This window comes from Paenibacillus suaedae, from assembly GCF_032337355.1.
Classification (GTDB): Bacteria; Bacillota; Bacilli; order Paenibacillales; family Paenibacillaceae; genus Paenibacillus_B; species Paenibacillus_B suaedae.
Map to the genome: position 1 here is coordinate 1,242,988 of NZ_JAVYAA010000001.1, position 20,750 is coordinate 1,263,737.

Below are 20,750 nucleotides of genomic sequence, written 5' to 3' on the forward strand. Positions count from 1 at the left end.
CTGTCTCCTTTGTATGTATAAGATAATCGCTAGTCGATCCAGCGGAAGTGATAGCATTTAAAAGAATGAGAGGGCTTGTTGGACGGCGGAATAGCCGAAATAGATGCCGAAGCCAATAAATACAATCCCTGCGGCAATCGATACGTATTGCATAAGGCGTGGCGTGACGGCTTTGCGGCTGACATGAGTCACGATTGCGACGAACAGATCCCATATGAGAATACCGATAATGATCGCACTGCTGTACAGCAAGGTATCCTGCTTGCCTATTACATCTATGGTTGACGCCATAACCGAGCCGTATATGCCAATCCAGAACACGATGTTAAGCGGGTTGGATAACGCCAGCAAGAAGCCCGATAAAAAAGAAGAACCGACATGTTCCTTCTTGGCATCAGAATCTGTGATCTGTACTGTAGATCTGGCCTCGCGAATACTCTCATATCCAAGATACAGCAGCAATATGAACCCGGCAATCCATAGAATCAGTTTGGCGAGCGGCGTTGTTAGGAACGAGGTGGCTCCATAATAGATAAGCAGCATGAAGATGACATCGGTGCTCATTGCGCCAAGACCTAAGAACCAAGCGTTCCAGAATCCATTTTTTAACCCGGCCTTAATCTGTGCAATGCTGATTGGGCCGACGGGGGCTGAGAGAGACAGCCCGAGTAATACATAGCTGAACCATACGCTAGCCATCTGATCTTCCTTCCTGTCATTACGAAATAATGGTATTATTGTACTGACTATCTGTCCTGTTGATAAGTGGCAGATTTATAGATTTGGATGGGGACAGAGGTGAAATGAATATGCTTGAACTGACACCGCATATCGATGATCATGCAACAGAGCCGAAGTATGCACAGCTGTACAGTTATATTGCGAAGCAGATAGTGAACGGAACGTTAGTAGCGGGTACGCGTCTGCCTTCGATCCGAACACTGGCTGTTCATTTGCAGGTGAGCCGCAATACGGTTGAGGCAGCCTATCAGCAGTTGATAGCAGAAGGGTATGTGGAGAATCGCTCCCGAATTGGCTTGTTTGTTATGCCGATTGAAGGGGATGTGAAGCATGCAGAGAGTAGAGATAGAGGATCTGACCGAGAGCTAGCAGGAGGGTTCACAGAAGAAGTTGAACGAGAGCCGACGCAGCCATTACCAACTTCCGTATCGCTGGAGGACAGGGATGGATCTGATAAGGATGCGGAAATTGATATTGATTTTCGCCATGGCAATGTAGATAGGGAGAAGTTCCCGTTAATTGTATGGCGGAAGTTAGCGAATGATTTGTTTCGATATAGGCAGGATGAGGCGCTGCAGTACGGACACCGTCAGGGCGAAGCGGGATTGCGCAGGGCCATTGCTCAGTATTTGTACCAATCAAGGGGAGTGCGCTGCACGCCGGAGCAGATTGTGATGGGGGCTGGCATCCAGCAGCTGCTCATGCTTATCTGTCAGCTGATTCGCCAAGATACGCGTTCGATTGCGATGGAGGAGCCGGGATATGACGGGGCGCGGGCCATATACTATCATCATGGCTTCGAGATAGAGCCGATTGCGCTGGAGGCTGAAGGCATATCTGTACAGCAGCTAAGAGAACGGAATGCTGGTGCGGTATATGTAACGCCGTCGCATCAATTTCCACAGGGCATGGTGATGTCTATTGCAAAGCGGATGCAGCTGCTGCAATGGGCGAATGAGCGGAGAAGCATTATTATCGAGGATGATTATGATGGAGAGTTCAAGTACGGTGCGAAGCCTGTCCCTTCACTGCAAGGGCTGGATGGGCATGGTCGGGTCATCTACGTTGGAACGTTCTCCAAGTCTCTGCTTCCTTCCATACGCCTAAGCTATATGGTGCTTCCTCCATGGCTGCTAACGCGGTATAAGCTTGAATTCTCTGCTTATGAGCAGACGGCTTCGAAGCTGCATCAGATGACAATGGAGCGATTCATGACAGAAGGGCATTGGGACAAGCATCTGCGGAAAATGCGCAAGCTGTATCAAGAGAAGCACAGCACATTACTGACAGCTCTAAAAAAAGAAATGGGCGATCGAGTCCGCGTAATTGGTCAGCAATCTGGACTTCACATCGTGCTTCAAGTGAAGCATGAACATCATGAACAGCAATTAATCGAAGCGGCAAGAACCGTTGGAGTCAAGGTGTATCCGACCTCGACTTATCGAATTCAGCAAGAAGCAGACGAGATGCCCTCCTTGCTCATTGGCTTCGGTGGACTCAGTCTGCACCAGATAAGAGAAGGTGTTGAGCGGCTGAGTAAGGTTTGGTTCGGGTAATGGTTTAGCGGTTGCCTTTTTATCAAAGGAATTATTATCTTTATATTCTATATTCGTAATTACTTTGTGCAAGGCTGATGAGGTCTGTAAAGCAGCTAGCATACTAGCACAGTAGAGTAAACTTAGTGTGCTTTGTGTTAGCATACTAGCAGCAGAATAACTTAATGTTAATATACTAGCAGTTGAGTATCTTGGTGTTAGCGTTCTAGCAGTAGAGTTAAACTTAGTGTTAGCACCTAGCAGTAGAGTGAACGAAGTGTTGGCATGTGGGGCTTGTTATGCTTGTTGGGCAAGGGATAGGGAAGGAAGGGGCGAGCGGATGAACAGCTGGGTTACATTTGATTTGGATGGGACATTGATGCAGAATCCATTTGCTGCATGGATCTTTCCGGAGATTACAAGTGTTGTACGGGAACAATTGCAATTGCGTACAGATATCAAGGCGTACGATGACACGAGTTTCGATATGGGGAAGCTTCTTCATGCGGAACATCGGAAGCGAATGGAAGCTGGTGAGACAGTTGCAGCCTACGATTGGGACGATATGGTAGGAGTAGTCCTTGCTGAACTCGGTGTGACTCCAAGTATAGATATTCAAGTAGAACAACTCGTGCGCAAGCATGCAGAGCCGCCGACGAAGATCTATTTGCTCGAAGAAGGGGTGAAGACCGTTCTGGAGCAGTTGAAGCAGGATGGCTATCGATTGGCGGTTGCGACGAACGGATACTATAAATATCAATATCCTGTGCTTGAGGCGCTTGGCATTGCGGCATATTTCGAGCTTATCGTGACACCGGAGATTGCAGGCGGCGGCAAACCTGATGCACATATGCTTCGTGCTATCCGTCAGCACGGTACAATCGCCGCACATGTTGGGGATCGGCTGGATCATGATGTGTACATGGCGAATCAATCTGGAGCAGCTTCTATCCTGGTGAACCGTAAGCTTCCACAGGAACTGCATCAGCTCGCTCCTGAACAGCGCGTGCATGAACAGATCTTCTTGCCGCTATGCAGCCAGCAGCTTCAGCGGGAATGTCAGAGCTTGCACAGGGAGCTGTTCGGGGATGACGAGTGCACAGTACTGCCGAAGCAGATTCGGCCTGATTTCGTCATCCACAGCATCATGGAGCTTCCAGCCTGCTTAGCTGCATTGGCGGCCAGGTGAGATCGGATTATCGCATTTGGAAATGCCTTACCTGGTCGATGAACATCGTCATGGCCATCGTGGCAGAAGCGTTATTGTCCTGAAGAATGTGGAACGCTCGCTTGACGCTCTTGCCCTTTACATGCACCAAGCGCAGATCACCATGCTCTTGCTCTTTGCGAATGACCCAATAAGAGAGCATTGCAATCCCAAGTCCGGCCATGACAGCTTCCTTGACACTTTGACTGCTGTTGAATACATAGGAACGCTTGATGTGCAGCTTCAGATCACTCATGAATTGATCACTGTACGCCCTTGTACCCGAGCCTTGCTCACGCAGCACCCATACCTCGTCATGCAGCATGCGGGGCTCGATGGTAGGCATGGAAGCAAACGAATGGTTTGGCGGTACAACGAGCACCATCTCATCCTCCATGAACGGAGTGCCAAGCTGAAGATCTGTATATTCGATTTTGCCTTCTACGAGTCCGATGTCCAGTTCATTCGCGCGTACGGACTGTGCAATTTGCTCCGTATTGGCTACGGTTACTTGAACATCTACGCTCGGGTATTGGCGTGAGAATGAAGCAACGATGCGTGGCAATATATATTCTCCGATTGTGAAGCTGGCTCCGATGCGCAGCGATCCGGTCACCTCATCCCGCAGCAGCCCGATATCTTCGCGTGCTGCCTCATAGCGGGCGATCATCTCCTTCGCATGCTTATATAATATCTCTCCAGCTTCGGTCAACTTCACATGCTTAGGCGAGCGATGGATGAGCTGCACACCGAATTCCTGCTCCAAGTTGCGGATATGCTGGCTGACGCCAGGCTGTGAGAGATGGAGCAGTTCTGCGGCCCGCGAGAAATTACGCTGCTCCACGACCGTTACATATACCTTCATTGTATCTACGATCATTTGGCTAACGATCCTCCGTTGATTCTTTACTTAATATAGTCGGTCAAAATGAGTATCTTTAAATGTTGTCGTGTACTTTAACCCAAATCCAAACATGCGATCCATTCCAATATGGGCTGTCCATATGATCCCCACTGCTAAGAGAGTCTGATTGGATAAGAGGATTCCACACATCATGGTTCCGAGCGTCACACAGTAGGTATGAAATACATTATAAATAATTGCCCCTGCTTTATTACTTAGTATATATCCGATCATGGATACATCAGGAACAAATAGCAAAACGAAAAACAACAGCCAGCTGAAATGATAGTAATCGTAAAAATAGATGCATCCTAACAATACGGACAACCCTTCTAAATGTAAGATTGCTTTGCTCATGTTCAGATCATGATCCTCCATTCTTGATGTCGAAGTTATACGTTTACCTGATCATAGCCTGACAGCATAAGGTTGGGCAGAAGCAGTTCTTAAATGATAGGTGTTATATTTCAAGTTGCTAAGCTGCAGCAATCAGGTATAATATGTAATAACAGCGATACAATGAATAAAGGGATCGTGCTACCAACACGATCCCTGCACAACGGCCGCATGTAAGAACGGTCGGCTGCAAAGGCGGACATGAAATAGACCGATACCTTGCTATGGGGCGGTCTATTTCCGTTTATTAAACGATAACAGCATCACGATAAGCGTACCAAAGCTAATCATTAGCGTTAGTGCTTCGAATACTGTCATGGGCATCACCTCCCGTCAGGGAGACTAGCCGACCGCCCTTCATGCCGAATCAGTTGTACTCATGTATCATACCATAATTTTCTACAGTCAGAATATATATTTGAACCTTCATTCGAACACAGTAGTCTAGACTACCCTTAATAGGAGACCATTCAAGCACCTCTAAGGACAAGTTCTTATATCGGATGATATAAAGAATGCCTTGGGGGTATTTTTGTATGTAACTTAAGTATGCCTGGCGAATGGTCAATGTCGGACGGCACATAGAGGCATCAAATTGCTCCTCATGTTATAGATAAATATACCGACAATAAGTTTTCCTTATGCTAGGGATTGCATATCCGTATTTCCCCTCACGAGCGAAGCCATATATAGTATTCATCGTAAGCATCAGGTTACGCCTGCTTAGAGACGGGGGATGGATATGAATAACGGGGAAGTTCTTCTGGCCACCAAGCCGAAGCGAAATAAACAATATAGAGGATTTGCGCTCGGCATCGCGCTAACGCTCATTATTGCGGTTGCAGCGAAACTGCTTGCGGGATTGCCTTTCCTTAGTATTATGGGACAGCTTGTGATCGCCATTCTGATCGGTATCGCGTGGCGTGCTACCATCGGGGTGCCGCAGGAGATTGTTGCAGGGACGAATTTTTCGAGTAAAAAGCTGCTCCGCCTCGGCATTATCTTGCTCGGGATGCGCTTAGACCTTATGGATATAGTACGTGCAGGCCCCAAAGTATTCATGATGGCGGTTATCGTCATTGTATTTACCTTGTCGGTCGTATATGGACTTACGAGATTGTTCAAGGTTGATAAAAGGCTCGGTATATTGACGGCGTGCGGAACCGCAATTTGTGGTGCGGCGGCTGTGGTAGCGATAGCGCCGCAGATTAAAGCCAAGGACGAAGAAACGGCAATCGGTGCAGCGATGGTTGCGATATTGGGCACTATTTTTACATTAGCATATACGTTCTTGTTCCCGGTACTTGGCTTGTCGGATAACGGATATGGGATCTTTGCCGGTGCGACACTGCATGAAATTGCCCATGTCATTGCAGCAGCAGATCCAGGGGGCAGCGCAGCGGTCGATATGGCGGTCATTGTTAAGCTTACGCGTGTAGCCTTGCTAGTTCCGGTCGCTATTCTGATCGGCATCTGGTCGTCACGTGAGAGCCGCAAGGAAGCAGGAGCAGGTGCTCGGACGGAGAAAGCCAAAGTACCGATTCCATGGTTCATCCTTGGATTCCTGCTCGTCAGCGGGTTTAATTCACTAGGGATCGTTCCAGAACAGATTGCAGGATATATCGTCATTGCGGCCTACATGCTGATTGCCATGGCAATGGCGGGGCTCGGCTTGAATGTCGATCTTGTCTCGTTCCGCAGACTTGGGATGAAGTCGTTCGCGGCGGGATTCATAGGTTCCATTCTGCTGTCCCTGCTAGGCTTTGGGCTGGTGCATGGGTTCGGTTTAGCGTAATGCATAATGAATGAAATACGTAAATGTAAGAGGTTAACATACCAATTATGCATTGGTTGTTGACCTCTTCTGTTTTCTAAGTATGTAGGCTGTTCATTTCCAAAAAAAATAGACGCCCAATTGCTGAGCGTCCCACATACAGAACATGGAATATGATATCTCCTGAGGGGGAGAGGAAACCCATTTGTTGCCGTACAATCCTGTTACTAAATCACACTTGCATTATGGAGCGCCTCTTCGACAGGCACGTACGGAAGTGCGAGGTCGCGGGCTACCGCTTCGTATGTGATCGCACCGCCTGCAGTATTGACGCCGCGCATGAGCGGCTGGCTGTTCTGCAATGCTCTGCCAAGTCCGAGGTTCGCGATGCTTAATGCGTAAGGGACGGTAACATTCGTGAGCGCCATCGTTGATGTGCGCGGAACAGCACCTGGCATATTCGCGACAGCATAATGAACGACACCGTGCTTGACGTATATCGGATCGTCGTGAGTGGTAATGCGATCAACCGTTTCAAAAATACCGCCCTGATCGATGGCGACATCGATGACAACAGAACCAGGCTGCATGGAACGAATCATCGCTTCCGTTACGAGCTTCGGCGCTTTAGCGCCCGGTATAAGAACTGCACCGATGACCAAGTCGGATTCGGCTACCGCTTCGGCAATATTGAGTGGGTTCGACATTAACGTATTCACGCTTGAGCCGAATAGATCATCCAGTTGGCGCAGGCGATCTGCGTTCATATCGATAATAGTAACATCTGCTCCAAGACCTACTGCGATCTTGGCAGCGTTCGTTCCGACAACACCGCCGCCAATAACCGTAACCTTGCCGCGTCGTACGCCAGGTACTCCGCCAAGCAGGATTCCGATGCCGCCATGCGGCTTCTCGAGGAATTGTGCCCCAATTTGGGCTGACATGCGGCCCGCCACTTCACTCATTGGCGTGAGCAGAGGCAGCGTGCGATTGACTTCAACCGTCTCATAGGCGATTGCAGTCACTTTATGTTCGATTAATGCGCGAGCCAATTCAGGCTCGGCTGCTAGATGCAAATAGGTGAACAAGATAAGCCCTGGGCGGAAGTAACCGTACTCGGATGATAAGGGCTCCTTCACCTTCATAATCATATCGGCCTGTGCCCATACCTCAGCAGCGCTAGGAATGATAGTGGCACCTGCTTGTTCATATGAGGCATTGTCGAAACCGCTTCCAATTCCAGCGTCATGTTCAATGATGACACGGTGGCCGGCTTTATGGAATGCTGCAACACCAGCAGGGGTGAGCGCAACGCGATTTTCATTATTTTTGATCTCCATGGGAACTCCGATAATCATTGCTTATCCTCCTCAAATATCCTGAACCTGTTTGGTTATCCAATTAAAGTATAATTCGTAGCTCCCGCCAGCGCTTTGTCGTCAGCTCCAAAAAAAATACCCTGTCCTTGTGTAATTCCCACAAAGCCAGGGACAATTGCGTATCGGGTAATCGATCGCAGGGAAGGTTGGCAACGGATGACGTGTTACGTAGATTCGTTGTCCTTGTTTATCGTTGCCAATCGATGCAATTTTAATTCCAAAAATAGTGACATCTTCTCATCCATGCTGTCGACATCGACACCGCCGACTTCTGCAATGCGCTTTAATCGATACATGAGGGTATTCGTATGAATATGTAAGGCTTCCGCTGTCTTCTTCACATTGCAATCATATCGAAGAAATTGTTCAATGGTATGCACGAGTCCGCTTAAATGCTCGGCATCATACATGCGCAGCTTCTCTAAGCCTATATGTTGAAAAGTCTGCTGTGTTCCTCGTGCGGCAGAATGTGCAGTATGCTGTTCGATCAATAAGGGCAAATGACGGTAATAACCGAGCTCGCCATAGCTATGTACAGAATCTAATTCATCGGGGAATGCTTTTTTTAGATTGAGCGTTGTCATGGCTTCTTCATAGCACCGTGATACGAGCAGGAACGAGGAGGATAGAGTGCTTGCTCCGCTGCGAACTGGTGAGGCGCCGAATCGCTGCTTCATATGCAGTATAAGCTGTTGGCACGGTTCCTTGTACAGATTGGCAGAGCTATTTACATGTGATGACAGCACGGGCGCAGACATCATAATAAGCCGATCATGATCAATGACATGAAGCAGCATGCGCATATGCTGAGTTGTTTTGAGCGTGTAATGAATGTGACGATATAACTTCTCTTGGATAGGTGTGCTGAACTGTATCATCCATATGAAATATTCAGGAGGGAACGAAATGCCGAGTCGTGCCGCATGCTCCCGAATGGCTTGCTCTGAGGTGTGGTGTCCGGTTAAGAGCTGCCAGAAGAAATCATGCTTATGCTGATCCTGGCGTCTGCTGTGCAGCTGATGCTGCATTAACTTGGCCTTGGCAGCCTGAGCAGCTTGTGACAATGTCTGGAGAGCTGTTTCTGGCAGCGATTGTTCACTGTCGAGCACCCATATATAGCCGATAATGTCCTGTTGATGACGGATGGCAACCGCCAAGCGATTGCCGAGGCCAACCTCGTCGATATGTTGGATACGTATTGGTTCTAGACTGGACATGAGCCGCTGCATCGTGCCGTCTCTCCATAATGCGCTGATGACTTGCTCAGGGACGCGCCGTCCGATAATCGTTGCGATCCGCGCAGGATCTGTGCCGGGGTGATGCGTGCTGTAGGCAAGCAGCTTATGTCCGGCATCTTCAATTGTGACAGGGCAATGAAGCAGATCACTGACCAAATCCGCAACTGCTTCTAAGCTGTCAAAATGCTGTTCGAACAGCTGGTTCATTTCATTCATGCACATGGCTCCTCAACAGTAGGAAGATCATGACTATTTTAGCATGAAATCCATCTGGCCGACTACATCGGACAAGGTCGAATGACCTACTATTTGCTTGGGGGCAGCTTCCAAGTACGTTTCATTATTCTTTGATTTCTTTGAAAGAGGCATCGTATAACCGGAACATCGTCTTGTAGCCGGACTCATCGATCTTAATGCCAACATCCAGTGTACCCGTCAGCTCCAATGCGCCGGACGTATATCGAAGCTTGGTGTCGGAAGGAACGAATACCATCATGATTTTGTTCCAGTAGGTTTCGTCGCCATTGTCGAAGGGACATTCAGCACCTGGTGCCGGGATGAGCAAGAACCAGTGTTTATCGAATGACAGCACTTCTCCCATATATCCTTTAATTGTAACCTGTTGGCCGGAGAGATCCCAGAATTTGTCCGACGGCGTGTTCTGCTTCTCATTATCGAAAAATTCGGACCACTGCAGCGTACTCGAATAGGCAGGTTTCGATTTTGAAGCAGCGGCGCTGGAATTTGCTTTGCTGGAGGTATTGCCAGCGGTACTGTTGTTGGAATTCGCTTTGCTGGAGCTAGTGCTGCTGGTATTATTTTTGCTGGAGCTAGTGCCACTGCTATTAGTATTTTCTTTGCTAGTGCCACTGCCACTGCTTTTGACATTGGCTTTACTATTACTATTACTGTTACTGTTACTGTTACTGTTACTGTTACTGTTGCTTTTGCTGTTACTATTGCTATTGCTGTTGTTATTTACTTTGACAGAATTGCTTGAAGTTGCCTTTCCGTTCGTATGTGATGATATGCCTGAGTCCATCTTATCGCTGATCTGTAAACGATTGCCGTTGCTTGGTTTGGTGTTATTTGAAGCAGCAGCGGTTGGTTGAACGATTTCTTTGGGTGTCGTTGTTTCCACTGCGTCCACTGGTTTTGTTACGTTTGAAGTCTGCTTATCCTGTGCCTGTGCTGCCGATTTTTGCCCAGACTGATGTTCTGGAGAAGCATTCGGATTCGGTTCTTGCTTATGCTCGGTTGCTGCTCCATTGGTTACACTAGCGGGTGAGGAAGCAGAACTTGATGATTGGTCTCCTTGTTGTGTGGATTTCCCTGTAGAAGTGGGGGTGACAGGATTCCCCTTCGTAGCAGTAGCGCCAGCCCCTGCTTTATTTTGGTTTTCCACAACATTAGTTGAGGAACTAGCAGAACGGACCGTCGAAACATCCGTAGTAGTACTGCCGGTGCTGGCTGTTTGTGTGCTTCCGGTTCCGGATGCAGCGCTTGCCTCGGGTGTGGTATTCGCATGCGTACTGGACGATGCAGCTGCTGCCGCAAATGATTGCGGTGCGCCTGCTCCATCTGTTGCTGGCTGTGATGAGCACCCAGCCATTAATACGGTTAGGCTGATCAGGGAACATAATGCTGAGTTTCGATAATGTGTGTTCATAAGCAATTCGCCTTCTCTCGTATATAGATTCGATCCTGATGTGTAGTACAGCAACATCCATAATGCTATCGACTTCAGAATCTCCAACCCGTTATTGCTCTTGCCTTCATTGCCAGTAGGCTTCCATGTAATGTACAATGATCCGTTCCGCGCAATTGTTGTTGGGGGGAGTATTGGTATTGGCTAACTGCGGAACAACTGCAAGGGATCAACCCGGTATACCTTCCATGCGGGTCCGATTGATGCAAGGAATCCTACTATCAATGCACCAAGAACCAGTTGAATCTCTCCTGGTGCAATCCGAAGCGCATCGACATGTACGCCGCTCCATTCCAAGATGGAGCTTGCGCTGAACGATGTCGCGAGATGTCCAAGGAACAAGCCAAGAATAGCGCCAATTCCCGTTAGGAACATGCCTTCTCCGATTAAGATCGTCCATACATACAACCGTGACTTGCCAATTAGCCGCATAAGGCCGACGTCTTTCTTGCGCTCTGTCACGACGGATGTGAGCGATAGCAAGAGGGTGATTGCGGCCAGCAGAACACAGAGGAGCGATACGAACTGCACGAGCTCCGTTCCACGATCCACTACATTGACGACATCCGCTACGGCTTTGCTCGTATATACCGCCTGCACATCGGCACGCTGATTAAATTTGTTCTTTATTGCTTGTGCGCCGAGCAGGGACTTAGGTTGTACGAGAATGGCTGTAATCATCTTATCTTCTTCGTGTGTAATGCCATGTACATGCCAGGCGTAATCGAGTGTCGTGAAGACAGCGCGATCGTCCGCTGTTCCGAGTGTAGGAAGAATGCCTACGATTCGATAATCGAAGTGCTCATGATCATGATGCGATTCGTCGGACTCATTGGAATGCTCTGATCCTGCTTCTTCCGCTGCTTCTACTTGCTGTTCAGAGTGTGTTTCTTGATGCTGATCATTAGAAGATGCCTCCGAACCTGAATCCGAACCCGATTTCTCATTAGTAGGGTTGTCAAAGGAATGACTGCCACTATTCACAAGGCCATGATTGCCGTGGAACGTATCGCCAACACGCAGACCAAGCTGACTAGCCACATGCGAGCCGATGACGGCTTCCCCAGTCTTCGCATACATGCCGCCTGCCTTCATACTTTGATCCCCGTAGCGCGTATAGAAGTAGGCTGCATCCATGCCGACGATTGGATATCCTTGATAGGAGTCGCCGGCCGTCATCGCATACGCATGAGCAACCTCTGATTCCTTCAGCACATCATGCAGAACCTGTTGAGGGATGTTCTGGGCAGGAGTGCCGACTCGATAGTAGGTATTCAGCACAAGCTGTGTGGAGCTTCCTTTGGAACCGAGTGTTAATTCGAAGGGGCCATAGCCCTTCTCAGCACCGTGCTCGATTCCCGCACGAACCTGAAGGAGTACGAGTAGAAGCGCGATGGTAATCGCAATCGATACAATGGTAAGGAGGGAGAGCGTCTTCCGATGCATCATGTTGCGCCACAGTAGTTGGAACACACTCATGTTGCTGCTCCCTCCATAAGCCGCATGCTGTTCATACTGCTCTTTTCAGCCGGATAAGGATGTACAGCAAGTCGATTAATGGCGGAGATATGAAGCTGCATCGGGTACTGTGAAGCCAAGTGCTGGTCATGGGTGACTGTCAGCAAGGTTGAACCTTCCTCCTGTGCCAGTTGGAGAAGGAGATTCATCGTATATTGTGCCGTATCGTAATCGAGACTTCCGGTTGGCTCATCCGCTAGGAGAAGGGAAGGGCGATTAATCAGGGCACGAATGATCGCAACCCGCTGCTGTTGACCTCTCGACAGCTGCCCTGGAAGATGATTCATACGATCCTGCAAGCCGACCCGCTCGAACCATTGCAGAATATGCGAATGCCGTGCCCGTCCATGCAAGCTGCCATCGTAGACCAGCTCAATATTTTGCTTCGCAGATAGGGAAGAGATGAGATGGAAGTCCTGAAAAATAATGCCCACATTCTTTGAGCGAAAGTGGTCACGTTCCAGCTCTGTCATCTGGTGCAGAGGTTCATTGCCGACCTTACAGGTTCCTTCATCTGGAGCGAGTACGCCGCACAGCAGGTATAACAACGTGCTCTTGCCGCTGCCGCTAGGGCCAAGCAGTGCAATTCGATCTCCTTGTGCAACATGCCAATGTGGAATATCGAGAATGGGAAGAAGCTGCTGTTGATTCCGATAGGACTTGCGTACCTGATGAAGCTGTATCATAGAATCACCTCATTTAGTAAGGAAAAGGCAGGATGACACTGTCACCCCACCCGTTCTCATTCGAATCGATTTGATTATTTCAAAATGATGCGCTCAGACAAGGAATCCCACTTCAATGCTTTGCCAGTCAGCTTGCTGAATGCGTCAAGATCCACGTAGAGGACATTGCGATCCAATTCTGCTGGAATCGAAACCGCTTTGCCGTTCAATGTAACGGAAGATCCGTCTTGAACCTTCAATGTCGCCTTGTCTTTCGTAAATGTAGTCGTCTTCGATGCGCTATCATTCGTTACTTTAATTTGCAGTGCTTGTGCCAGCTTCAGGGCAGGGAAGAGAACCTTGCCATCACGGCTTACCTTGAATTTCGGATACAAGTGCTTGCTTTGCAGCTCGGCAGTTGCTTTCTTCAGATCCAAGCCTTGCACTTTCGCGATGCTTGTCGCAATTGCTGTGTTATCAATTTGACCTTTTACATATTCCGTAATTGGACCATACGCCCATACGCCTACATCTACCGCAGAGTGGCCGTGTCCAGACCAGCCCACCAAGTAGCGCTTCGCCATCACTTGATTGAATGCGCCTTCTTGCTTATAGGAAGAACCGTCGCCTTGCATGATGTATTGAGCTTCTTCATCGGTGATATCTGTGAAGCCTGTATGCTTCTTGATTAACGCCTTCACTTCGTCAGTGGATGCAGCTTTTGCAAGCTGTGGCCCAAGCAGCTCAGAGGAGATTTTTTGCTTGTCCCAAGTATCTACATTTAGTTCATAGATGTTGTCACGGGACAGGGAGAAGCCGCCTGTCTCATGATCGGCTGTAATTACGATGGAAGTGTTGCCGTCCTTCTTCGCGAAATCAAGAGCAACCTTCACTGCTGCATCGAAATCAAGCGTCTCTTGAATCATGGCGCCCAGATCATTCGCGTGGCCTGCATGGTCGATACGTCCGCCTTCAATCATCATCGTGAAGCCTTTTGGATTCGTAGAGAGAGACTTAATTGCTGCAGCCGTCATGTCTGCAAGGCTTGGAGTCTCAGGCTTGCGATCAAGCACGTAGTCTACATGGGAATCGTGGAAGAGGCCAAGAACCTTGCCGTTTTTCGATGTTAACGATTGCAGGCCCTTTTTGTCGTATACAACTTTATAGCCTTTTTTCTCGAAATCAGGAATGATTGTCTTGTCTTCGCGCTTGCCTTTCTCCTGCTTGCTTACGAATTGACGCTTGCCGCCTCCGAGCAGAACGTCAACTGCGCCTGACTCTAAATATTGGGATGCGATGGCATTTTCATTGTCGCGATTGCGAACATGGGATGCATATACCGCAGGTGTCGCATGTGTAATACGAGCTGTCGTTACAAGACCAGTTGACTTGCCAACAGCCTTAGAAGCTTCGATTACGGAAGCGAATGGCTTCGAGATATCTTCATTTGATACGCTGATTGCAGCGTTGTATGTTTTGTTGCCTGTTGCAAATGCAGTACCTGCAGATGCAGAGTCTGTTACTTCACCGGATACGATCGTATCTCCGTCTTCGCCCTTGTCAGCGAAGGTTGTTGCTTGGCCCACATACAGGCTGTCCATATATAAGGATGGACGCTTCAGCTTGTTCTTGGAGTAGATTCGTGCGGCAGATACTTGAGCAGGACCCATGCCGTCACCGATAAGGACGATGAGATTTTTCGAAGTAGGTTCTGGTTTTGCTGCACCCTTAGCGAGTACTGCATCGGATTGCATAGCTCCGAATGGCAGCATGAGAAGTGCCAGCGTCGTCACCAGCGACTTGCGTAACATTTTATTCAACCGAAATCCCTCCAACCAAGTATGTAATTTACATGTTTATTGTAGTCAAGGATTGTTAGCGATTGTGTAAATAAATGTAATTGGAAAATCAAATAGACTTGTATATTTTGTAAATCACCCCTATTGCGATCTTTGATACGCCTATGTCCGGCCTGAATAGCAGTAGGTTATAAGATTCGCTTTTATGAGTAGATTTAGCAAATGAAATGCTGCATGTGTCGGTATGGGCTGCTAGTTGTGAGTAATCGAATAGAAATGGGACGTAAGACCTGTAATGATAATCAGGTAGTCCATTGATTGTTTATCGTATAATACCTATACTTGGTAATGATTTGGTAAAAAAGCGGGAGGAGAACGACATCATGGAGCGCTTTATAGATCCCCTTGGCCTTCCTTTTGGATTTTATGCGATATTGCGTCGGAACGAGCAGGTTGCCGTGAAGTGCCCGAAATGCACTGGCTTGGCCTACATCTCTAAAGGGGAGCAGGGAGTCGTAGTGAACTGCACGGCATGCTTCCATCAAGAGAAGGAACCGGAAGCTTATCGGTATACAGCCAGCGGAATGTGCACGGTGTGCGAGAGATGGTTCAATGAAGAGGTTACCGATCACAAGCAGCAGACACATAAGGCAGTGCATATCGCATGCCCGCATTGCTCAGCTGTGAATCAAGTGCCTATACGTAAGATTGCGGCCTATTCAGGCTGCTACTTGGATTTTCGAAATGAACGGGACCCGATCTTTCAATTGGAGATGTACTACTTGGATTATTTCCGCGGGAAGCCTGTATGGGCAGCCAATAGAGAGCATCTGAACTATTTGATCAGCTACATATCGGCAGAACTGCGTGAGAAGCCAGCTACTGTCATCAAGCGCACGGCTTCACACTCGCTGCCCAAATATATGAAAGAAGCGAAGAACCGAGAAGCTATCGTGAAGCTGCTTCATAAGCTGCAGCGTATAGATAGGTAATTGGATAAGGAGGCATCATGAGCAAACTCAAGCTTAAATTGGCTATTGCGCTAGTCATTATTGTTATTCTGAGCATTCCTGCTTACTTTATTGGCCGTACATTTGGTGTGTTCCAAGGCGAGGTCGTCTTAAGCAAGTATGCGTTAGCGATTGAGAAGGACGGCAAAAGGTATAATGCATGGCCTCTTCTTAACTATAATTCCGCAATGGATAAGAAGGGAGAAGAGCGGCAGTTCTATTATCGGGTAGATACGGGAGACTTGGATGAATTGTTTATGCTGGCGTATGGCCAATATGAGGTGAAGTCCTCTGAGGAGAACCCCTTTTTAGACGGCAAAGTTCAGTATGATAACGAGCGTGTACATGCGTATATCAAAACAGTTCCGAAGTTTGAAAATGCGAATGACTACACGAATATGTATGAATTTTTCGATGACAAAGGAAATCATGTATATACCTATGATCCGTCCGCTCCCATGGACACGGATTATGTGAAGGATATTATTCATGCTGGCATGTCGCGGACATCGGCAGGTGGGGGAACTACGGAGGCCGTCGATCGTTACATCAATGTGACGAAGCTGTTCAAGGACAAATTAGATATTACGGTAAAGCTAAAAGTTGACGATGATAATCGTATTGTAACGATCGTGATGACACGAGACAGGACGTGATGATAGTGACGAATCAGAGTGAATGCAGACAAGGACCTGCTTATTTGGATGGCATTGCAATCCCAGAGAAGCCTGCGGCATGGCACGAGGTAGAATGGACAGGAAGGCTGGCTATTGATGGTGGAGCGAAGAGGTTCCATATTTTCTATTATGGGGAGCTTATGGACGATCTGATAGCGTCGACGGACTTTGCACCACCGCTCATTCTTGCAGAAGATCCAGCAACAGGGAAGCGCTACGTGCTGTTCGATGGATGCAAGCATGGATATGATGCGATGCTGTGCGATGCGTTCACTGCGGAGCAGCATAATGAACGGAAGCCGCTGCTTCCTTATGTAGATGGGGACGGAGAGGATGTATTCGAAGTATTCGTAACCGTCTATTACAATGTCGACTGGGACGACGAATTCGAAGAAGAAGTGGATGAGGACGGGAAGCTGGAGCTGATAAGCGGGGAGAAATGCGACTTCGATGAAGCGAAGCGCAATGGATACGACGCGATCAGTATCACAATCGTGAACTCGCGCGGACGCAAGACGGAAATTGCTCAAGAAGAGCTGGCCTAGCCAGGATAAGTAGAGAGTAGCGGCCATGAGAAAATCAACGGTTTGTGTACTGCTGGCATTCCTTTTCGCTGTGGGAGTACTGGTCGGTGGGGGAAGTTATTATTTGCTGTTGCAGCCCTCCGTTCAGGATATGTTTTTGACTCGGCCGTTTATGATCGTGCTGTTTATCGGCTGTGTTATCGGGATCGTGGCCTTGGTCGGGAGCATGGTGAAAAGGTTTTTAGGTTCGGAGTTGTTTATGTTGTTTTTAATCGGGATTGTGCTCGGATTCGCAGGGATCTGGATTTGGGTGATGACGGGCATGTCGACGTAATTCGCTAGGATGAACCATGGTCTAGTACATGCATATATGTGAGTATGGACAAGCGGTTTAGTAAAAAATGGAGATAACCTTCTGTGCAACCTTTCGATCGAGTGTCCCGTCTGAGTGTGTGAATCAGCTGAGATATCATTGCGCAATGCGTCAACACCAACGAACCATTCGAGAGGAAGTAGACACCTATGAAGAAGACAACCATTGCAACTACCGTAGCATTAGCTCTTGGATTGATGGGCGCACAAGCGTATGCAGCCCCGGCGACACAACCAGTCGACACGAAGGCTGTTGCAACGAACATGGAAGTGAAAGACTTGGGCACGAATTTCTACGACAAATATGTGAAGCAGTTCGTATATAACGAGAATGGCGATATTGTAGGGATAAAACTTAGCGCTTCTCTGGATACAACATGGGTACATAACGTCGGCGCACAAGAGTCGGTTACGATTAACGGCAAAAAAGCGTCCGGACAAGTGATGGTAGATGGAAATCACATCCTCGTACCATTCCGTGCGGTAACCGAAGGACTTGGCTACAAGCTCACATGGAATCAGGCAGAGAAATCGTCCACCGCGGTAAAAGGCGACAAGATGGTGACGGCTATACTGAACAAAGATGAATACCGTCAAGCGGAGAACATTCTGCATCTTGGAAAAGCAGCATTGCTCAAGGAACAGACGTTGTATGTACCGCTGCAGTTCGTCTCCAATGTGCTGCATGCAGGTGTGACGATAGATGCCAACGGTCACATCGAGATTGAGAAAGACCAAGATCCACAAGACTCCTTCGATGGCATGCATTGGGTCATTGTCGTAAATGGCGAAGGCCTTGGCGTGGACAAGAAGGATGTGTACACGACCGAGCACAATGTCATGGTGCCCGTTGAAGAAATCGGCAAGGCGCTCGGCTACAAAGTCGAGAAGAACGAGAAGACTGGCGCATACGAGTTCTCCCGCGCTGCCAAGTGGATTGCACTGAAGGAAGGCGACACGAAAGCCTCAGTAGGCAAAATGCTCGTCGAACTGAAGGAAGCAGCAGCTGTAAAGAACGGCAAGCTGTACATGCCGGTTGACTCCCTTGGCGACGTCTTCGGCGTGAAGTTCGGCATCGACCCGACTGGCGTAATCGGTATTAGTGAAGGAACGGAAGGGAAAGAAGATCCAAACCAAATTCCACAGGATTCCTTCGGCGGCATGCACTGGGTACTTGTTGTAAACGGTGAAGGCCTCGGCGAGATATCCAAGGAAGTATTCACAACTGAACACAACGTCATGGTGCCAATCGAAGAGATCGGCAAGGCTCTGGGCTACAAAGTGGAAAAGAACGAGAAGACAGGCGCATACGAGTTCATGCGCGGAGCGAGATGGATTGCGTTGAAAGAAGGCGACAAGAGAGCATCTGTAGCTAGGATGTTCGTCGAGCTGAAGGAAGCACCAATCGTGAAGAACGGCAAGCTCTTCATGCCACTCGACTCCATGCAAGACGTCTTCGGCGCTAAGTTCGGCGTAGACCCGACAGGCGTTGTTGGGATTAGCGATAAAGAGTAGGGTATTGGGTTATGGACTGAGGCTATCGCTTCAGTTTAGATATAAATAGATTAAAGAGATAAATAGATATAGAAAAAGTACAAAGTGAAGATAAAAGGTTAGAATTATAGGTAAGTCAAAAGACACGCTATCTGTTAGGGGAATACCCCTGCTGCTGGTGTGTCTTTTTTGTGTTGGTACAGGGTATGGGAGCTATTTTAGGGTGAGGAGATAATGATTATTACAGGTGTGTCAAATAAATGGCAACAATTTCATGGTAATTTTGTCCTGTAGGTTAGATAATTGGTATTAGGTATTTGCGAAGTATGCAAATATTCTCTAGGTGAAATAACCTTTTACAATAATAACAAATGAAGAGGCTGATAACATTGCAATTAGAAAATTTCGCAGAAATTCTTAAAGTAATCTTTCCACGAAGTGAAGTTAAACATGATACAGATAAAATTATTTTCGAGTACAGAGGATTAGAAATTAAAATTGATCAAATTCAAATCTCTGAGTTATCAGATAGACTTTCAATTTTAGAACATAGGGAAAGTACATTGTTGTATTCCGATAATTATTACGAAACTCTTGTTAGTTTTGAAGGCAGAAGAATTATGTCTCGATTTGAGAATAATTTTGATGTCGAGGATACTCAAAATAATATTAATTATTTAATTGGTAAGGCTTCTGATGAATATATCCTATTTTTATTGCAAGTTCTTCATACAAACGATCTTCTAAGAGAATTTACCAGAAGAACATTTTATCCATCACACATGTTGCAGGAACGCTTTGAGAGATCTGGTAGTACTAATGTTTTCGATTTTTTAAGGATTGGTTTAAGAAATTTATATACCTTAAAAATTACAACTAGAGATTCAAAAAGCTATGCAGAATTCGAACGCTATAATAATTCATTCTTATTCCACTTGGCGTATAATTTTGATGCTTCAATTGTTGAAATTAAATTGCTTGAAGATTTTTTGAATTCTCAACGATTAGAACGAATTCGCAGGAATACTGACGAAGTAGATCCTCCTCGAAGAAGATATATTCCTGAACTTGTATATCATTATCAAATGGCTGTTGCATCAGAAAGTCCATATCTACAATTTATATCTTACTATCATGTAATTGAGCACTTCTTCGAGAAGATTTATAATGAGGAGTTAGTCAAAGTTGTACAAGATACCGTTTCTAGTCCAAGCTTTTCACTTAAAAGAGAGAACGATATTAAGAAAGTTATTAGAGTAATTAACAACAAATTAAGAGCAAGACATGAGGAATATTCAATTAATGAAAGAGAAGCATTAGAGTTAACTTTAATCAAGTATATTGATTCAAATTCACTTAAAGAAAAACTAAAAGAGTATGATGACTCGTTACTTGATTTCTACCATGATAATGAAGTTGTCTTCTCAGGAGGAGCAACTATTAATTTTGATTCGCCACAAGAAAAAGAAATCCTAAAAAAAATATCTTCGAGAATTTATTCAACAAGAAATTCAATTGTCCATAGTAAGGAAAATGACAAATTAAAATATACGCCTTTCAAGCATGACAGGTATTTAATTAAAGAAATACCTTTAGTAAGATTTATTGCTGAAGAAATTATATTATCAAACTCAAAACTTTTGTAGGAGTCTCAAGACGAAGGTACTTCACCAAACACTGTTTTTATGCTGCAAGCCTCACAGCTCTCGATCCATCAGAAGTATTTGCAAGGGAGTTGGGCAAACCGTACACACCCGACGTTGTCGGGTGTCGTGAACACAAGAACGTTAGGCTCATGCAAAACAACTA

General features: G+C 47.0%; 19 protein-coding genes. 9 read left to right on the forward strand and 10 right to left on the reverse strand.

Annotation, left to right across the window (positions count from 1 at the left end; all coding sequences use genetic code 11):
* Positions 1 to 57: 57 nt before the first annotated feature.
* Entirely contained in the window at positions 58 to 699 is a 642-nt protein-coding gene (locus RQP50_RS05500; RefSeq protein ID WP_065293273.1) for a LysE family transporter, read from the reverse strand.
* A 104-nt stretch (positions 700 to 803) separates the two neighbouring features.
* On the opposite strand from RQP50_RS05500, the gene pdxR reads away from it, so the two are divergent.
* Both pdxR and RQP50_RS05510 read left to right on the forward strand, forming a co-directional pair.
* Positions 804 to 2,297, forward strand: coding sequence for a MocR-like pyridoxine biosynthesis transcription factor PdxR (pdxR, locus tag RQP50_RS05505; RefSeq protein WP_315743813.1), 1,494 nt, complete (start codon positions 804 to 806; stop codon positions 2,295 to 2,297).
* Positions 2,298 to 2,616: 319 nt separating this feature from the next.
* Positions 2,617 to 3,465 (forward strand): HAD family hydrolase, encoded by an 849-nt coding sequence (locus RQP50_RS05510; protein WP_315743815.1) that lies wholly within the window; start codon positions 2,617 to 2,619, stop codon positions 3,463 to 3,465.
* A 7-nt stretch (positions 3,466 to 3,472) separates the two neighbouring features.
* Here RQP50_RS05510 and RQP50_RS05515 read toward each other — a convergent pair whose 3' ends face one another.
* From RQP50_RS05515 to RQP50_RS29285, 3 genes are all read right to left on the reverse strand, one after another.
* Positions 3,473 to 4,363 (reverse strand): LysR family transcriptional regulator, encoded by an 891-nt coding sequence (locus tag RQP50_RS05515; protein ID WP_315743817.1) that lies wholly within the window; start codon positions 4,361 to 4,363, stop codon positions 3,473 to 3,475.
* A gap of 30 nt (positions 4,364 to 4,393) precedes the next feature.
* Positions 4,394 to 4,744 (reverse strand): DUF4260 domain-containing protein, encoded by a 351-nt coding sequence (locus RQP50_RS05520; RefSeq protein ID WP_315743819.1) that lies wholly within the window; start codon positions 4,742 to 4,744, stop codon positions 4,394 to 4,396.
* Positions 4,745 to 5,017: 273 nt separating this feature from the next.
* On the reverse strand, positions 5,018 to 5,107 hold the full coding sequence (locus RQP50_RS29285; protein WP_221888502.1) for a putative holin-like toxin: 90 nt from the start codon (positions 5,105 to 5,107) through the stop codon (positions 5,018 to 5,020).
* A gap of 418 nt (positions 5,108 to 5,525) precedes the next feature.
* Here RQP50_RS29285 and RQP50_RS05525 point away from each other — a divergent pair, with 418 nt between their 5' ends.
* Positions 5,526 to 6,578 carry a YeiH family protein gene (locus tag RQP50_RS05525; RefSeq protein ID WP_142547031.1) on the forward strand — a complete coding sequence of 351 codons (1,053 nt, stop codon included), beginning with the start codon at positions 5,526 to 5,528 and terminating at the stop codon, positions 6,576 to 6,578.
* Positions 6,579 to 6,784: 206 nt separating this feature from the next.
* Here RQP50_RS05525 and ald read toward each other — a convergent pair whose 3' ends face one another.
* From ald to RQP50_RS05555, 6 genes are all read right to left on the reverse strand, one after another.
* The gene (ald, locus tag RQP50_RS05530; RefSeq protein ID WP_021255757.1) at positions 6,785 to 7,915 is read right to left on the reverse strand and encodes an alanine dehydrogenase; all 1,131 of its coding nucleotides are present in this window, start codon (positions 7,913 to 7,915) and stop codon (positions 6,785 to 6,787) included.
* 185 nt (positions 7,916 to 8,100) lie between these two features.
* Positions 8,101 to 9,390 carry a PucR family transcriptional regulator gene (locus tag RQP50_RS05535; RefSeq protein ID WP_315743825.1) on the reverse strand — a complete coding sequence of 430 codons (1,290 nt, stop codon included), beginning with the start codon at positions 9,388 to 9,390 and terminating at the stop codon, positions 8,101 to 8,103.
* 124 nt (positions 9,391 to 9,514) lie between these two features.
* Positions 9,515 to 10,981 (reverse strand): hypothetical protein, encoded by a 1,467-nt coding sequence (locus tag RQP50_RS05540; protein ID WP_315743827.1) that lies wholly within the window; start codon positions 10,979 to 10,981, stop codon positions 9,515 to 9,517.
* 45 nt (positions 10,982 to 11,026) lie between these two features.
* On the reverse strand, positions 11,027 to 12,361 hold the full coding sequence (locus tag RQP50_RS05545; RefSeq protein WP_315743829.1) for an ABC transporter permease: 1,335 nt from the start codon (positions 12,359 to 12,361) through the stop codon (positions 11,027 to 11,029).
* On the reverse strand, positions 12,358 to 13,086 hold the full coding sequence (locus RQP50_RS05550) for an ABC transporter ATP-binding protein (protein ID WP_315743831.1): 729 nt from the start codon (positions 13,084 to 13,086) through the stop codon (positions 12,358 to 12,360). Before RQP50_RS05550 ends, RQP50_RS05545 begins: the two co-directional genes overlap by 4 nt.
* Before the next feature lie 74 nt (positions 13,087 to 13,160).
* Positions 13,161 to 14,876 carry an alkaline phosphatase gene (locus RQP50_RS05555; RefSeq protein WP_315744589.1) on the reverse strand — a complete coding sequence of 572 codons (1,716 nt, stop codon included), beginning with the start codon at positions 14,874 to 14,876 and terminating at the stop codon, positions 13,161 to 13,163.
* Between the two features lie 371 nt (positions 14,877 to 15,247).
* Between RQP50_RS05555 and RQP50_RS05560 the strand changes: the two genes are divergently transcribed.
* From RQP50_RS05560 to RQP50_RS05585, 6 genes are all read left to right on the forward strand, one after another.
* Positions 15,248 to 15,856: a hypothetical protein gene (locus tag RQP50_RS05560; RefSeq protein ID WP_315743833.1), complete on the forward strand. Its 609-nt coding sequence runs from the start codon at positions 15,248 to 15,250 to the stop codon at positions 15,854 to 15,856.
* A 17-nt stretch (positions 15,857 to 15,873) separates the two neighbouring features.
* On the forward strand, positions 15,874 to 16,530 hold the full coding sequence (locus tag RQP50_RS05565) for a hypothetical protein (protein WP_315743835.1): 657 nt from the start codon (positions 15,874 to 15,876) through the stop codon (positions 16,528 to 16,530).
* Positions 16,531 to 16,535: 5 nt separating this feature from the next.
* Positions 16,536 to 17,096 (forward strand): hypothetical protein, encoded by a 561-nt coding sequence (locus tag RQP50_RS05570; RefSeq protein ID WP_394358345.1) that lies wholly within the window; start codon positions 16,536 to 16,538, stop codon positions 17,094 to 17,096.
* Positions 17,097 to 17,121: 25 nt separating this feature from the next.
* Entirely contained in the window at positions 17,122 to 17,409 is a 288-nt protein-coding gene (locus RQP50_RS05575; protein ID WP_315743838.1) for a hypothetical protein, read from the forward strand.
* Positions 17,410 to 17,597: 188 nt separating this feature from the next.
* On the forward strand, positions 17,598 to 18,962 hold the full coding sequence (locus RQP50_RS05580; RefSeq protein WP_315743840.1) for a copper amine oxidase N-terminal domain-containing protein: 1,365 nt from the start codon (positions 17,598 to 17,600) through the stop codon (positions 18,960 to 18,962).
* A gap of 368 nt (positions 18,963 to 19,330) precedes the next feature.
* Positions 19,331 to 20,587, forward strand: a complete 1,257-nt coding sequence (locus RQP50_RS05585) for a hypothetical protein (RefSeq protein WP_315743842.1) — start codon at positions 19,331 to 19,333, stop codon at positions 20,585 to 20,587.
* The last annotated feature ends 163 nt before the right edge of the window (positions 20,588 to 20,750 follow it).

Coding starts and splice junctions, on each gene's coding strand:
- RQP50_RS05580 (WP_315743840.1), top strand. CDS start 17,598: ATGAAGAAGACAACCATTGCAACTACCGTAGCATTAGCTCTTGGATTG.
- RQP50_RS05555 (WP_315744589.1), bottom strand. CDS start 14,876: ATGTTACGCAAGTCGCTGGTGACGACGCTGGCACTTCTCATGCTGCCA.
- RQP50_RS05515 (WP_315743817.1), bottom strand. CDS start 4,363: ATGATCGTAGATACAATGAAGGTATATGTAACGGTCGTGGAGCAGCGT.
- RQP50_RS05535 (WP_315743825.1), bottom strand. CDS start 9,390: ATGAATGAAATGAACCAGCTGTTCGAACAGCATTTTGACAGCTTAGAA.
- RQP50_RS05520 (WP_315743819.1), bottom strand. CDS start 4,744: ATGAGCAAAGCAATCTTACATTTAGAAGGGTTGTCCGTATTGTTAGGA.
- RQP50_RS29285 (WP_221888502.1), bottom strand. CDS start 5,107: ATGCCCATGACAGTATTCGAAGCACTAACGCTAATGATTAGCTTTGGT.
- RQP50_RS05560 (WP_315743833.1), top strand. CDS start 15,248: ATGGAGCGCTTTATAGATCCCCTTGGCCTTCCTTTTGGATTTTATGCG.
- pdxR (WP_315743813.1), top strand. CDS start 804: ATGAATATGCTTGAACTGACACCGCATATCGATGATCATGCAACAGAG.
- RQP50_RS05565 (WP_315743835.1), top strand. CDS start 15,874: ATGAGCAAACTCAAGCTTAAATTGGCTATTGCGCTAGTCATTATTGTT.
- RQP50_RS05550 (WP_315743831.1), bottom strand. CDS start 13,086: ATGATACAGCTTCATCAGGTACGCAAGTCCTATCGGAATCAACAGCAG.
- RQP50_RS05500 (WP_065293273.1), bottom strand. CDS start 699: ATGGCTAGCGTATGGTTCAGCTATGTATTACTCGGGCTGTCTCTCTCA.
- RQP50_RS05575 (WP_315743838.1), top strand. CDS start 17,122: ATGAGAAAATCAACGGTTTGTGTACTGCTGGCATTCCTTTTCGCTGTG.
- RQP50_RS05545 (WP_315743829.1), bottom strand. CDS start 12,361: ATGAGTGTGTTCCAACTACTGTGGCGCAACATGATGCATCGGAAGACG.
- ald (WP_021255757.1), bottom strand. CDS start 7,915: ATGATTATCGGAGTTCCCATGGAGATCAAAAATAATGAAAATCGCGTT.
- RQP50_RS05510 (WP_315743815.1), top strand. CDS start 2,617: ATGAACAGCTGGGTTACATTTGATTTGGATGGGACATTGATGCAGAAT.
- RQP50_RS05525 (WP_142547031.1), top strand. CDS start 5,526: ATGAATAACGGGGAAGTTCTTCTGGCCACCAAGCCGAAGCGAAATAAA.